Here is a 13,803-nt window from a genome sequence, read left to right on the forward strand (position 1 = left end):
CATGCGGCAGGCGCGGAAGATCAAGCTGAGCAGCGGATCCGTTCGACGAGGCGTTTGAGGCGACCATGGGCGGCATGAAGCTCGGCAAGGTCGACAAAGGCCTTGGTCTTTTCGGCTTTGGCCGGATCAAAACCGCCGTGCAGGGGATGACGGCCGAGCAGCGCGGTGACAAAGGCGCGTTCCAGGCGATCACCCGGTTCATCCGACTGCTCCATCTCGGGCAGCTCATACCAGGCACGAAAGGCGGGCTCTTGCATGGCCTGCCGCGCCTCCTGCCGGAGGTCAAGGGTTGCGGCAAAGCCGTGGCGGAAGAGATCGGTTATGCACCAGATATCGAGCAGGGCGGCCGCTTTGACCGCGGCATCCGCGCCCTCGGGCGGGAGGTTTTCCTGCTGTGTTGACAGTGATTCCAGGCCCAGGGAAATGGTGTCCCGCACCCGTTCGGCAATATCCATGATCTGTTTGATATCATGTGTTTTTTCACCATAGGCGATGATCGCGCTGTTGATGGCCCAGACGATTTCCTGTTCCAGGCGGGAAAGGAAATCCTTGTCCACAATCAGGGCCAGGGCCTGCTGTAACAGGGTGGTTTCGATCAAAGGGGAGGCATAGACGGAGGGAACCCGGGTGATGGCATTGTCCAGCGCTTCCTTGGTTCGGGGCAACGGCTGGTGCGTGGGTGGCCGGGAAAAGAGGACGGATGCCTCGTCCGGTGCGACAAAGCCGATATCCTCCATGCGGCAGTTGCGGAAGCGCAAGGCCTCTTCCTCGATCTGCGTTTCCAGATCCACCCGAATCTGGCTGAGGAGTTCGTGGGCCGCGGTTGAATCGTGCTGGTACAGGGCATCCAGCAAGGTAAACGGATGGGTTTTCAGCGATATTTCCGATTTTAATTCCAACAGATAGAAGCCGTCCGGAGTCATGGCGCGGGTCGTCTCGTTTTCCTCGTCCTCCGGCGGAACCTGATCGGTATCAGGATCATACACCGTGACGGTCTTGGTCAGGAAGAGCAGCTGTAAGACGTAGTTCAGGGAGAAAAAAGCCGTGGCCAGCTTTCCGGGTCCGGCCAGCGCAAAGGCGGACAGCCATTCATCCAGGCTGTCAACGGCAAAGTCGTAACGGTTCCAGCAGTCGAGATCGATACATGCCTCCAATTGTTCCTGGTTGAGCTGGAGGAGGATGGGCAGGGCCTGATCCAGGCCGATCTCCCGGACAATATAGTAGGCTTCCAGGGGTTCGAGGCCGGCGACCTCGGCGGGCAGGTCGCTTGCGGCCAGAAGCCGCTCGCCCCTGCGGGCCAGGGCGCGGGTCAGATCAGCGCGAAACGGGGTTAATTCGACGATTTTGTTGTCTGTCATATTCTCTGTCAGTTGGAGGTGATCGAAGTTTCTTGCCGCAAAGGGCAATTTTTAAAGCAATTCTTTACTTGTTCCGCAACCGGAGTCAAGGGCGCCAGCATATACTTGATCCTCTCTATATAATGCAATAATGCACACCTGTCCCTTCTATGTTTTTCAACCTTCAATCTTTTTGACGCGACCGACTGCGCCGCTTTCCAGTCGAACCTTAATGCCGTGGGGGTGGGTTGGGGATTTTGTCAGGATATCTTTGACGATTCCTTCCGTTAGTTTCCCGGATCGCTGATCCTGTTTCAAGACGATGAAAACGCGAAAGCCTGCTTTTATATCGTTTCTGTTCATGCCGTTCATGATTGACTTTATCCCTCGGTCTCTTGGTGAACCAGATCTTCAGCGATTTCCCGGAACTGCTCCAAGGCGGCTTCGAGGTCTTCGATGATCTCGGCGGCAATGATGCCGGGATCGGGCAGATTATCGGAATCCTCCAGGGATTCGTCCTTGAGCCAGAAGATGTCGAGGCTTGCCTTGTCGCGGTTGATGATTTCATCGTAATCATATGACCGCCAGCGGCCGGCTTGATTGTCTCCTGACCAGGTGGGGTTGCGGTCCCGGCGGTTGGCAGGGTTGTAGTTTTCGACAAACTCGTCCAGATCGCTTCGTTTCAAGGGGTTGGTCTTAAGGGTGAAGTGGATGTTGGTGCGGAGATCATAGATCCAGAGTTTTCTGGTCCACGGGGTTTCCGAGGCCGGTTTCTTATCAAAGAAGAGGACGTTGGCCTTGACCCCTTGAGCGTAGAACAGGCCGGTGGGCAAACGCAGCAGGGTGTGGACGTCACAATCGTGCAGGAGTTTGCGGCGCACGGTTTCCCCGGCCCCGCCTTCGAAGAGGACATTATCCGGCACCACGATGCCGCAGCGGCCATGCTGTTTGAGCAGGGTTTTGACATGCTGGACGAAGTTGAGCTGTTTGTTGGAGGTGGTGGCCCAGAAATCCTCACGCTCAACAATATCCACCTCCTTGGAGGCCTTGCCGTCTTCGCCGACAATGGTGGTGCTGCTCTTTTTGCCGAAGGGGGGATTGGTCAGGACGATCTCAAAGCGGTCGCCGGGATCGGCGGCCAGGGAATCGGCCACGGTGAGCGGCAGTTTGCCGCCGTTATTGCCGATGCCGTGCAGCATCAGGTTCATGGCGCAGAGCCGGGCGGTATTCTGAACCAGCTCCCAGCCGGAAAAGGTCGTGTCCTTAAGCGCCCGCTTCTCCTCCTTGGTCATATTGGGGTTATGGGCGATGATGTATTCATGGGCGGCCAGCAGAAAGCCGCCGGTGCCGCAGGCCGGGTCGCAAATGGTCTCACCCGGTTTGGGCCGGACCACATCAACCATGGCCTGGATCAGCGGGCGCGGGGTGAAATACTGGCCGGCCCCGGACTTGGTATCCTGGGCGTTTTTTTCCAGCAAGCCCTCGTAGGCATCGCCCTTGACATCGGCGCTCATCATTGACCAGTTTTCCTTGCCGATCAGATCGACCAGCAAACGGCGCAGTTTGGCCGGGTCCTGAAACTTGTTCTGGGATTTATTGAAGATCAGCCCCAGTAAGCCTTTTTCCTTCCCTAATTGATCCAGGGTATGGCGGTAATGATCAAACAGCTCATCGCCGTCTTTCTTGATCAGGCTGGGCCAGTCGTACCCTGCCGGCACCGCACTCGGCTTGTTATACGGGGCGTGGGTCCGCTCATCCGACATCTTGAGAAACAGCAGATAGGTCAACTGCTCGACGTAATCACCATAACTCATCCCATCATCCCGCAGGACGTTACAGTAGTTCCAGAGTTTTTGGACGATATTTGCTGGGGTCATTTCTAAAGCCTTTTTGCGGCACAGATTTACATAGAGATCCCCTCATCCATTGCAGTTACTTGCGCCGGTCGAGGGTGTTTTTTGCCACGGTAAAACAGTGAATACTGCTGGGGGTAAACTCGACTTGCACATCCGCGATATCCTTGATGCCGGAGCGTGAAAGTGTTGTCACCAGGGGGATTCTTTGAAGTTCATGTTTCTTAACAAATCCCAACAGCCCCTTAATCTCCCGATGATCATCAAAAGCCCGGTCGGACCATTTCACCTCAACGGCAAAGCGTGGTCTTTGCTGGGCGTCAAGGCTTACCGAGTCCACTTCACCGCTTCTCCACCGCGCATAATATAACGAGTCCACAAAAGCTGCATTATGCAGCCACTGGCTGAATACGGCGGTTTCAACCAGCTGCCCCATGGCTTCATGATGTTCATCAACGGGTCCGAACAGGGCCGCACGCATGGTTGGGTTGGTAAGATAGACTTTGAAGGTCATCATCCTTCTGAAGTGGGCCGCATCCTGATCAATCCTGCGAATCCTGCGGATGAGAAAGGCTGCCTCAAGGTATTCGAGATACTTGACGAGGGTATTTTTTGCCACATGAGAAGTCTTGGAAAGATCATCAAGACTCAATTCCTGCCCGGTGTTATAGGCAAGTGTATTAAAGAGGCTGTTCAACTCCTGAATATCCGTAATTCCATACAGGATAGGCAAATCACGCAAGAGGACTTTGTCGATAATATCACTTTTAATGTAACGCCTTGGATCTTGCCGGACAGCTTCTGAAAAGACGGCCTCAGGGTAGCCGCCAAAGTTCAGGTAGTCGACAAAAGCCTTATTGAGACCTTGGATGTCCTCGGTCTCATACCGTGGAGTATTCCCGCTGCCAACAACTTCCCGGATCAATATTTTCTCCAGGCCGATGAAGCGCAAGTATTCAGCAAAGGTGAGAGGAGGAAGAACATATTCGGTAAACCTTCCGGCCCCGGATTCCGCACTCTTGGTTTTCAGTGCTGCCGCCGCCGAACCCGTGGCCACAAAACTGATGCCGCGAAAGGTATCGACCAATGACTTCAGGTGGACTTCCCAGCCTTTGAGATATTGGATTTCATCGAAAAACACATATAAGCGGGTGCCGTCCGGACGAGTAAACAACCGTTGGAATCTGGTAACCAAACTCTCCAGGGACAACCCGGTATAGATTGGCGTCTCCATGGAAACATAGAGGATGTCCCGACCTTTTATTCCGCCATTATCAAGCAGATCCTGGATTGCGTGGTAGACCATAATCGTCTTGCCGACCCGGCGCGGCCCAAGCAAAACCACGGCCCGATTCACCCCGGTCTGCCCCACAAGAGACGAGAAATCCGGCAGATAGGCCCGGCGCGGGAACGCTTGATAGTCGGGTTCGATCCCGGCCCCTGCCTGCCACCATGGGTTATCGAGCCGTAAACGATATTCTATTTCTTTTTCAGATACTTGCAGCATACGAACCCTATAAGGGCAAAACAATGAACAAAGAGTTGTCAAATAAGATCAAAACATTAACCTTGCTAGACAATTAGCAAAAAAAACTTTACAAATCAAGACATTACGATTGCATGAAACAAATAGTTTTTACAGATTGCGCTCTTGACCCGCTCATCCGACATCTTGAGAAACAGCAGATAGGTCAACTGTCAGGCCCTTTCCGAGGCCGAGAGGATCTAATAGCTTTGCCTCGTTCATACTTTTTCCTTCTTATCTGTGTTGCGCAGTATAAGCTGGCCGGAAAAGGCCTTGCTCAGAATTGATTGGCGCAGACGTTCAGCCCGTTTGAGGTTGGCCTCGACCTGGGCCTCGATTTCGCGGGTCAGGGAGAGGCGGCGGTCGACTTCGGCGACGATGCGGTGTTGTTCGGCGAGGGGCGGGAGTGGAATCACGATTTGTCTCAATCCTGCTAGTGGAACAGTTTTTTGGGCTGTTCCTGTTGCTATCGCAGTTGCTTGCCTAAATACGTAATTCGAAGCCATCGCAAAAGTGAGATAGTCCATCGGAGAATTTTCATGCGGGCGTAGTATAGCCATGTGGCGCTGAATACTAAAGCGTTTTTCGGTTGTGACCCGAACAGGAATGCCATAGCTCCCCACCAAAGTATATAACAGGTCTCCTTGTTTCGGTTGGCGATTGGGATCAAGAGATTGGTAATAGTCTTCCGCTACATGGCGCGTATTAGAAAAATCAATTTTGCCGCTACGAACATTACCAATTACAATAAATGGAATTCCTTGATCAGTTTGCGGCGGCGGTTGGTGATCGCCGTCAGTAAGGTGTGCAATTAGTTGCTCGACAGTCGCCCACACCCATCCCTCCGGCAATTCAGGCAGGTCGCTGGTGTCGGGCGGGGCAGGTTCCTTGTATTTTCCTTTGCCTTGCCACTGGCTGCGACGGGTTTCGAGGATGCGTTGCAGAAGGTGCTCCCCGGTTTCAAGGTCGCGGCCTTGGCGGCGGGCGGCCGCTCCCGGCGTCCTGCCTTCCGCGGCACTGGCGCGTCCCTGTGCGGCGAGTTCGGCTTCGGTTTCAACCAGGCGTCCTTCGACAGCGGCTTTGAGTACGGCGGCTTTGTAGCGTTTGAGGTTGGCCTTGACGCGCTTGAGATTGGTAACGGCTTCATCAAGCCGGGAGAATTGTTTTTCGATTTCCGCAACGATGCGTTTTTGTTGTTCAGGCGGAGGCAGAGGAATTTCGCACTCTTTCAAATAGGGAGTTGTAACACGCCGTTGACCAACAGCACCGGTCATGTATCGTTCTGCTTCGCCACGAAAATTTTTACTAGAAACGTAGTAATAGATGTATCTGGCGTCGATACCTTCTCGGGGACGTAATACATGAAACTCTGTTGAACCAAAACCGAGATCATTTTTTAGTTTAGGCACGATAGCCATTTTCCCGTTTTCCATACACGGCGTAATTTTAGCAAACAGAACATCTCCTTCTTGGAATGGAGTGAAACCTTTTTTAACTTCTCCGAATAAGCGTTCTCCACTTACATCTATTGATCCATCTGCCGCCCCAACAGCTGGCATCGGGACAAACGAGACATTTAGGGCATCGGAAATACCAGCTTTGTTGATGCGAGGATTCACATCAGCGATGTCTTCTATTGTTGAAACTGTCCAGCCGACAGGAAGTTGTTTGTTATCCACTCTCACGCCGCCAAAGCCTCATTCAACTCTCCAATCATCGCATTCAACTCCTCACCAAAAAGCTGATACACCTTACCCAATCCACCTTCCTGGGCAAAAGGCGCATATCCGAAATCGGTCGCTCCAGGCGTCCATGCCTCCCGCGACACGAATACGTCCTGGATGTCGTCCGTCTCAATACCGAGATTGGCGGTAATATGCTCGCGGATCATATCGGAGACCCATGGAAAACACATACGAAAATCCATATGATGTTTTTGGACAGAGAAAACATCATATGGGATATTTTGTTTCATCTTCATGCTATCTCTTCATCATATGCAAAAAACAACTCACTTTGCGGGCAAATCAAAGAGGGATTTTTCGTCTAATCCGTGATATATTTAAACCATGCAAACGAAAAGCTTGAAAGAAACCAATCCTTATCTGAAAGCCCCGGTAACCCGGGAAAAAGGTTTGTGGTCCAGCGTGTCGTCATCATCGGCGATCGAAGGCGTCCATGTCACCAGAGAGAAGGTCACCGGCACGACGGTTACTTCTCCTCGTAAGCCTGAAGAGTCCGGTCAATCACCGCGCTGAAAAATTCTCCCATGGGTTGATAATCCCTATCCATTCCCTTGCGTACAGCCGCAAAATACTCCTCTTTTCTTTCCCCCTCGAACTCACTGAAATCCAAGGGCGGCAATCCCGCCTGCAGGGCCATAAGCATTGCCAGAAGCCGGGACAGTCTGCCGTTTCCTTCGCGGAACGGGTGGATCAATAATAATTCGGTGTGCACAATTGCCAGGGCCTGGATCTGCTCCTCTCGATCTGCAAAGGTGCAGGGCGTAAATCGGCGCAACTCATTTTTCTCGAAATCCGCCATCAGTTGCGGGATGACTCTGGGCAAGGCAAAAGTAAACCCGCCTTTGCTGATGGTTACCTGCCGATATTTCCCAGCCCACTCATAGACCGGACCAAGCCAGTTGCGATGCATATTGCAGATGTCGCCAGCGGTGAATTGATGATCCTGATCGAAGATCTCGGTCATTTGTTCCGTGACCCGGTAGAGTTCTCTTGTTTCTAACTCTTCAATCTCCTGCTTGTCTTTTATATGGAGAAGATTTTTGAGAACAAGTCCCCCGGATCCTGCCTCATATTGATCCTCAATGAAGCCGTCGGTTTTATATCGTCCGGACTTTTTCATGCTAGGCCGCCAAGGCCTCATTTAACTCTTCAATAATTACATCCGAATCCTCGCCAAAGAATTGATGCTCCCGGCTCAAACCACCTTCCGGGGTGGAAGGTGCATAATCAAAATCGGTCGATCCCATCATCCCTGTCAACCGTGACACGAATACGTTCTGGATGTCGTCCGTCTCAATATCGATTGAATTGACCCGGTAGCCGACGGAGATTATGGCATCCAGATTATAATGGGTTAACGTTCGCCGAACCTGCCTTTTTCCCTCTTTTTGAACTGCCGAGAAATCCTCGGTAGTTGCTTTTTTCTCAAGTTCCTCATCCGCAAAAATATTTTTCAGATGGAGGCTGATATTGTCCGAGGAGGTGTCAAAGAGTTCTGCCATCTGCCTCTGGGTAAGCCAGACGGTGTCGCGGTCGAGCCGCACCTCAACGGTTCTCTCTTCTGCCTCATAGATAATTATTTCAACATGCTCATTTTGCATATCAAGCCGCCAAAGCCTCATTCAATTCTTCAATTATCACATTCAACTCCTCGCCAAAAAGTTGGTGTACCTTTCCCAGCCCGCCTTGCTGGGCAAATGGCGCATAGTCGAAATCGTCGGTTTCAATGCCGAGATTGGCGGCGATATGGTCGCGGATCATGATCAGCCAGTTACGCTGTTCGTCGGTAAATTTCCTGCCGCTTGCCTCCTGCTGGGCGAGCCAGGCCTTGAAGTTGGCCTCAACCTTTTCCGGAAACGGTACCAGCTCATTCTCCTGATGCATGGCAAAGCGGACCAGGGAAACAAGATCAGTCAAAATATGCGGGGCATTGGCCCCCTTGACCCTGGCCTTTTCCAGAGCCGCATAAGCATCCCAGAGATTATCAACCCGGAAATGGTGCGGCGGCTTTTCGATCCGAGCGGCCAGCTCCTTGATATCCGCAAAACGCAAGCGGCTCTTGTAGGGCCTGCTGTAGAGAACCTGCAGGGCGGTGATCTCGTCGCGGTTGTCGGCCAGAAACTGCTCGAAGGATTGGACCATGGACTTGACCTTTTCCAGGGCCTCGACGGAAAACGCGGCGGAGATCACCTGATCTTCACTGATGTTATCAATGATCTGCTCGTTCTTTCGCTTGACCTCGACCAGGAAGTTGCGGAGCGCCGGATTATGCAGCGGCCTGGTGGCCTCGACAATCAGTTTGACCCCGGCCTGTTTGATCTGCTCTTCGCTGGGCTCGGTGCCGCCGTTATCCTGCCTGGCCCTGTCAATCTGATTGTCGGGCTTGATGGCGGTGACCAGACCCGCGGTCAACTGTTCGATGGTCTTACCATTGGAAAGAAGGGTCACCTGGCGGTCATCCGCAGGGGTTATCTGGCGGCCGATGCGGGCCATGCGGGCGGCAAGGGACGAGATCACATCCGGCTCGGTATTGCCAAGCGCGATCGCCTGCAGGAGTTTTTCGAAACTGACCGTGGGCTTTCTCTCCATGGGCCGGGAATCGGTCTTGTCCATCTCGCAGACGCCGACGCAATCGACAATGATGAAATGGTCCTTGACCCTGGCATCCGGGGTGACCGATTGTAAGTCGCTCTGGTTGATGATCCGGACGCCGCGGCCCTTCATCTGCTCGAAGAAGGAGCGGGAGCGGACGGCCCGCATGAACATGACGATTTCCAGCGGCTTGATGTCGGTGCCGGTGGCGATCATGTCAACGGTAACGGCGATGCGGGGATTGAAGCTGTTGCGGAAGGAGGCGATCAGCTGTTCCGGCGTGCCGCCGGAGGTTCTGTAGGTGATCTTCTGGGCGAAATCGTTGCCCTTGCCAAACTCCTCGCGGATGATCTTGACGATATCCTCGGCGTGGCTGTCGTCTTTCGCGAAGATCAGGGTCTTGGGCACATATTCGCGGCCCGGAAAGATCTCGGTCAGCACCTTGTCGCGAAAGGTTTGGACAATGGTGCGGATTTGGTCGACGGCCACCACATCGCGGTCGAGCTTGTTGGGATCGTACTCGAAATCTTCATCGAGCTTTTCCCAGCGGGTGGTGCGGGTCTCGCGGTCGCGTTTGTCGATATAGTAGCCGGACTCAACCTTGGAGCCTGCTTCGGTGATCCTGGTCTTGATTCGGTAGACATCGTAATTGACGTTGACGCCATCGGCCACGGCCCGTTCGTGATCGTATTCCATCACCAGGTTGCGGTTGAAGAAGCCGAAGGTCTGCTTGGACGGGGTAGCGGTGAGGCCGATGAGAAAAGCGTCGAAATACTCCAGCACCTGCCGCCAGAGGTTGTAGATGGAGCGATGGCATTCATCGGTGATGATGAAATCAAAGGTTTCGATGGGGATATCGGGGTTGTATTCCAGGGGTGGGATTTCCTTGAACAGACTGTCCAGCCCGTGAGGCGATTGGTCCTCGGCCTCTTCGGGGAGCTCTTGGCCCCGGAGCATGGAGTAAAGCCGCTGGATGGTGCAAATGCAGACCTTTGCGGTGGTATCGATGGTGTTGGAGGTGAGGCGCTGGACGATGAACTCCTCGCTGAACTTGTAATTGTTGTAGGGTGAGACGTATTGCTGGAACTCTTTTAAGGTCTGCTTGCCCAGGTTGCCGCGATCGACCAGAAAGAGGACGCGCTTGGCCCCGGCGAACTTGATGAGCCGGTAGATAATGGAAATGGCGGTGAAGGTCTTGCCGCTGCCGGTGGCCATCTGGATCAGCGACCGGGGGCAGTCGCGGGCCAGGGATTTTTCGAGATTTTTGACCGCCTGGATCTGGGCGGGCCAGAAACCGTCTTCGATGAGAGGCGGCATGGTGCGGAGGCGGCCCCGCAGGGTGGAATGCCGGCTGAGATATCCGGAAGTTGCTTCGGCGGTTTGGCTGGGGATTTTCTCTGCTTCCTCGAAAAGATACTCCGGCTTATGAAAGGCGAAGACCTGGCGGGAGCGGGGGGCGGGATCAAGGTTATTGGTAAATCTGGTCTCGTCGCCGGTGGATTCGTAACAAAAGGGCAGCGGTTTGGCCCAGGCAGGGAGGCCGTCGGGCAGGCCGTGGGCGTATTTGTCGGACTGGATCTCAACCCCGGTTAGCGTAGTGCCGGTCTTTTTGGCCTCGATGACGCCTGCGGCCTTGGCGTCCACATAGAGAAGATAATCGGCAAAGCCATGTCCGCTTTTCAGGGGAAATTCACGGATAGCCACGCCCTTGGCGGCAAAGATGTTGGTGTCCTTGACATCCTGAACCAGCCAACCGGCCTGGGTAAGCAGTTGATCTATTTTTTCGCGGGCGTGAATTTCGCAGGTCATGAGTTTTCATTTATCTCATATCATGGTTGCAGCAAGATATTTTTCATTTTTTATCTTTTGTTTTTCCCGCAAGCAAGCTCTGCAGATTGGCAAAGGGGTTGTGGGTGACGGATGATGGCCGCTCACCCGGAATGGTCGGACCATCCTGCCACTCGGATTCCAGGAAGCGAGAATGCTCATTGTCGTGGCAATAGAGGCAGAGCAGCTCCCAGTTGCTGCCGTCCGGGGGGTTGTTGTCGTGGTTGTGGTCCTTGTGGTGGACGGTGAGATCCTTGAGCTTTTTGCCGGAAAATTCCCTGCCGCACTTGGCGCATACCCAGGGAAAAATTTTTAATGCCTGTTCCCGGTAGGTTTTCTGCCGGAGTTCCAGGTCGCGCAGGGCGTCGGTTATTGCCCGGCCCTTGGCGTTTGTTGCGGATAACGCCTGTTTGGTCGTCATGTGTCGATCTCCATTGAAACCAGCATGAAAGAAAGAGCCATAAATGTCAATATTGTTGACGTATTGGTCGCCACGGCCGGAAACGAAAAAAAGAGATTTCCTGTTTGAGCTCGATCTGATGAATGGTATGATTCACAGGGAAGCGATTTTTTGTCTGCCCGCACAATTCATCCTCCGGAGTCCAATTGATGAAGCCGCTTATCGACACCCAGGAATTTCTTTCTCTTTCGTCTTTTCTAAATTACCAGCTCGCCGGCGAACCTGTCAACTGGCGGGGTATTCTTAACCTGATGGGGGGGGAGGCCCTGGAGCAGGACGAGATGTCGGAGGGTTTCCTTCTGGAGGCGCTCGAGTATCTCGGCGACGCTTACGGGAAACAGAAACGCCGCCTTGGCCCTCTTGCCATTCTTCATCCGATCCGTGCTTCAACCCTACTGGCCAGGGCCTGTGACCAGCCCAGCACCCTCAATCTGCTCTGCGCCCTTTTTCATGACAAAGAGGAGGATCTCACCTCGGAAAAATACAGCCCGGAAATCTGGAGCCGCCTTGATGCCAAGTTTCATCATCTGCTGGAAAAAATAGATGCCGGGGCGAACTGGTTTCTCAACGAGCGGATCGCCTTTCTGGCCAAGCCGCAAGGGCAGAATTATACCGCATATCTGGGCCGGTTGCTGGAGAAGGCAAAAGAGTCTCCGGAACTGGCCATGGTGAAGCTGGCTGACAGGCTGGACAACACCCTTGATCTGCGGGTTGATCTGCAGGATTCCGCCGACCGCCCCCACTGTTTCCAGGTCATCTTTGATATTCTTTTTGTCAATTCCTACAAGGGGCGGCACCCCGGCAGGCCTCATCCGGCGACCGGCAGGATAAACGGCGCCATGCGGCTCTATCAGCTTTATAAAAACTCGGTTTTTCTTTCCATGCTGCGCAGTGAAAAGGTGCCTCTGTCTGACGGCGCGCGCAAGCTGTTCTACTCGCTGGCCGTTGCCGGCATTCGTGAGGCGCAGACCATTCTGCTGCATATTTTTTCCTATCACGTAAAGGAGCCGAGTGCGCAGCGGTCTATTCTGTTCGAGGCCATGGAGTATTCCCACAGCGGAGGATTCGAGGCGATCAGGGAAGAAGGGCCCAATGAACTGGACGGCCTGTTTCGCAAATATTTTGTTTATGACGATTCGGAAAGCAAAAAAAGGTGCCAGGCTGATCTGTATGAAAACAAAAGGCTGATGGCGCTGGTCGCCGTATCTTTTCTCATTATCTTTGCTAATTTCATCAACAGTGACGACTATGTGATTCAAGGCATCTCCGCCGCCGGCATCATCCCGCAGAAATGAGGGGCCGTTCTTCCGGCATGCCGGTGCGGATTTATCCGGGGAGCTGGTAGCGGCGCATGCGGACACTGATCAGGATGCCGATGCCGGCCATGGTGGTCAACAGCGAGGAGCCTCCATAGCTGAAAAGGGGCAGGGGCATTCCCACCACCGGGAGCATGCCCATGACCATGGCGAGGTTGATGAAGGCCTGCCAGAAGATGAGCGAGACGACGCCGATGCAGAGCAGGGTGCCGAATTTATCCCGGGAGGAGACGGCGCTGTTTAATCCCCAGAGAATCAGGAAAAAGTAGGCGGACAGGAAGATGACCGAGCCGACAAAGCCGAACTCTTCCGCCCAGATGGAAAAGGCGAAGTCGGTGTGGCGTTCGGGCAGAAAGTCGAGATGTCCCTGGGTGCCGGCGAGAAAGCCCTTGCCGAAGGTAAGCCCGCTGCCCACGGCGATTTTTGACTGAAGGATGTGATAGCCGCTGCTGAGCGGATCGGCTTCAGGGTTGAGAAACGTTTCAATGCGCTGTTTCTGGTAGGGCTTCAGGACGAATTTCCAGGCAAAGGGAATCAGGGAGGCGCACACTCCCAGCAGGATGCTCAAGGTCTGCCATTTCAGTTTGACAAAGAGGGTGAGGGAAACAAAAATGAAACCCAGCATCAGCGCCGTGCCGAGGTCCGGCTGCTTGAGAATCAGCAGAAAGGGGACAAGGGTCAGCGTAATGGGTGCGATCAGTTCTCGCAGGGTGAAGCCCTTGTCCGTATCCATGCGCGAGTAATAACTTGCCAGGGTGATGACCAGCATGAGCTTGGCGGGTTCCGACGGCTGCAGGTTGAAGAAACCGAGATCTATCCAGCGCTGGGCGCCCATCTGGGTCTTGCCGAGAACCAAGGCATACAGTAGCACCAGGCAGGTGACGCCGTAAATGGTATAATTCCAGGACATGAGGTGGCGGTAGTCGATACTGATAATGGCCAGAATCAGCCCCATTCCCATGATGAAATAATAGAGCTGTTTCAAATAAACCGGGGTGCCCGTGGGTTTCCCCGGATAAACGGCGCTGTAAAGGTTCATCAGGCACATGCCGGCGATAAGCGTCAGCCAGAGCAGGATGACCCAGTCGAAATGCTGGAGAAGTCTGCGGTCAAAACGTAACATGGTCTCTCGGTCTCTCTCCTTGCGG

11 protein-coding genes and 1 pseudogene are annotated in these 13,803 nt (G+C 53.7%); 1 reads left to right on the forward strand and 11 read right to left on the reverse strand.

What is annotated here, in order from left to right; all coding sequences use genetic code 11:
- Positions 1 to 20: 20 nt before the first annotated feature.
- The 10 genes and pseudogenes from BM485_11770 to BM485_11815 all read right to left on the reverse strand — a co-directional run bounded on the left by BM485_11770 (position 21) and on the right by BM485_11815 (position 11,300).
- The gene (locus BM485_11770; GenBank protein OKY74525.1) at positions 21 to 1,358 is read right to left on the reverse strand and encodes a hypothetical protein; all 1,338 of its coding nucleotides are present in this window, start codon (positions 1,356 to 1,358) and stop codon (positions 21 to 23) included.
- Positions 1,359 to 1,514: 156 nt separating this feature from the next.
- Positions 1,515 to 1,709: a hypothetical protein gene (locus BM485_11775; GenBank protein OKY74526.1), complete on the reverse strand. Its 195-nt coding sequence runs from the start codon at positions 1,707 to 1,709 to the stop codon at positions 1,515 to 1,517.
- Between the two features lie 8 nt (positions 1,710 to 1,717).
- Positions 1,718 to 3,214, reverse strand: coding sequence for a DNA methyltransferase (locus BM485_11780; GenBank protein OKY74527.1), 1,497 nt, complete (start codon positions 3,212 to 3,214; stop codon positions 1,718 to 1,720).
- A gap of 55 nt (positions 3,215 to 3,269) precedes the next feature.
- Positions 3,270 to 4,697: an ATPase gene (locus BM485_11785; GenBank protein ID OKY74528.1), complete on the reverse strand. Its 1,428-nt coding sequence runs from the start codon at positions 4,695 to 4,697 to the stop codon at positions 3,270 to 3,272.
- 236 nt (positions 4,698 to 4,933) lie between these two features.
- Positions 4,934 to 6,394: a hypothetical protein gene (locus tag BM485_11790; protein ID OKY74529.1), complete on the reverse strand. Its 1,461-nt coding sequence runs from the start codon at positions 6,392 to 6,394 to the stop codon at positions 4,934 to 4,936.
- A 2-nt stretch (positions 6,395 to 6,396) separates the two neighbouring features.
- Positions 6,397 to 6,696 carry a hypothetical protein gene (locus BM485_11795; GenBank protein ID OKY74530.1) on the reverse strand — a complete coding sequence of 100 codons (300 nt, stop codon included), beginning with the start codon at positions 6,694 to 6,696 and terminating at the stop codon, positions 6,397 to 6,399.
- Between the two features lie 230 nt (positions 6,697 to 6,926).
- On the reverse strand, positions 6,927 to 7,601 hold the full coding sequence (locus BM485_11800; GenBank protein ID OKY74531.1) for a cell filamentation protein Fic: 675 nt from the start codon (positions 7,599 to 7,601) through the stop codon (positions 6,927 to 6,929).
- A 163-nt stretch (positions 7,602 to 7,764) separates the two neighbouring features.
- Positions 7,765 to 8,061 (reverse strand): annotated as a pseudogene (locus BM485_11805) (hypothetical protein).
- 1 nt (position 8,062) lies between these two features.
- Positions 8,063 to 10,861: a type III restriction endonuclease subunit R gene (locus BM485_11810; protein ID OKY74532.1), complete on the reverse strand. Its 2,799-nt coding sequence runs from the start codon at positions 10,859 to 10,861 to the stop codon at positions 8,063 to 8,065.
- 43 nt (positions 10,862 to 10,904) lie between these two features.
- Positions 10,905 to 11,300 carry an HNH endonuclease gene (locus BM485_11815; GenBank protein ID OKY74533.1) on the reverse strand — a complete coding sequence of 132 codons (396 nt, stop codon included), beginning with the start codon at positions 11,298 to 11,300 and terminating at the stop codon, positions 10,905 to 10,907.
- Between the two features lie 188 nt (positions 11,301 to 11,488).
- On the opposite strand from BM485_11815, the gene BM485_11820 reads away from it, so the two are divergent.
- Positions 11,489 to 12,634, forward strand: coding sequence for a hypothetical protein (locus BM485_11820; protein OKY74534.1), 1,146 nt, complete (start codon positions 11,489 to 11,491; stop codon positions 12,632 to 12,634).
- A gap of 31 nt (positions 12,635 to 12,665) precedes the next feature.
- On the opposite strand, the gene BM485_11825 is transcribed toward BM485_11820, so the two are convergent.
- Positions 12,666 to 13,778, reverse strand: a complete 1,113-nt coding sequence (locus BM485_11825; GenBank protein ID OKY74535.1) for a rod shape-determining protein RodA — start codon at positions 13,776 to 13,778, stop codon at positions 12,666 to 12,668.
- Positions 13,779 to 13,803: the final 25 nt, after the last annotated feature.

The sequence above is a fragment of the Desulfobulbaceae bacterium DB1 genome, from assembly GCA_001914235.1.
Classification (GTDB): Bacteria; Desulfobacterota; Desulfobulbia; order Desulfobulbales; family SURF-16; genus DB1.

Excerpts from the sequence above, each read along its gene's own strand:
- BM485_11825 (OKY74535.1), bottom strand. The coding sequence starts at position 13,778 with ATGTTACGTTTTGACCGCAGACTTCTCCAGCATTTCGACTGGGTCATC.
- BM485_11785 (OKY74528.1), bottom strand. The coding sequence starts at position 4,697 with ATGCTGCAAGTATCTGAAAAAGAAATAGAATATCGTTTACGGCTCGAT.
- BM485_11780 (OKY74527.1), bottom strand. The coding sequence starts at position 3,214 with ATGACCCCAGCAAATATCGTCCAAAAACTCTGGAACTACTGTAACGTC.
- BM485_11795 (OKY74530.1), bottom strand. The coding sequence starts at position 6,696 with ATGAAGATGAAACAAAATATCCCATATGATGTTTTCTCTGTCCAAAAA.
- BM485_11820 (OKY74534.1), top strand. The coding sequence starts at position 11,489 with ATGAAGCCGCTTATCGACACCCAGGAATTTCTTTCTCTTTCGTCTTTT.
- BM485_11800 (OKY74531.1), bottom strand. The coding sequence starts at position 7,601 with ATGAGGCCTTGGCGGCCTAGCATGAAAAAGTCCGGACGATATAAAACC.
- BM485_11775 (OKY74526.1), bottom strand. The coding sequence starts at position 1,709 with ATGAACGGCATGAACAGAAACGATATAAAAGCAGGCTTTCGCGTTTTC.
- BM485_11810 (OKY74532.1), bottom strand. The coding sequence starts at position 10,861 with ATGACCTGCGAAATTCACGCCCGCGAAAAAATAGATCAACTGCTTACC.
- BM485_11815 (OKY74533.1), bottom strand. The coding sequence starts at position 11,300 with ATGACGACCAAACAGGCGTTATCCGCAACAAACGCCAAGGGCCGGGCA.
- BM485_11770 (OKY74525.1), bottom strand. The coding sequence starts at position 1,358 with ATGACAGACAACAAAATCGTCGAATTAACCCCGTTTCGCGCTGATCTG.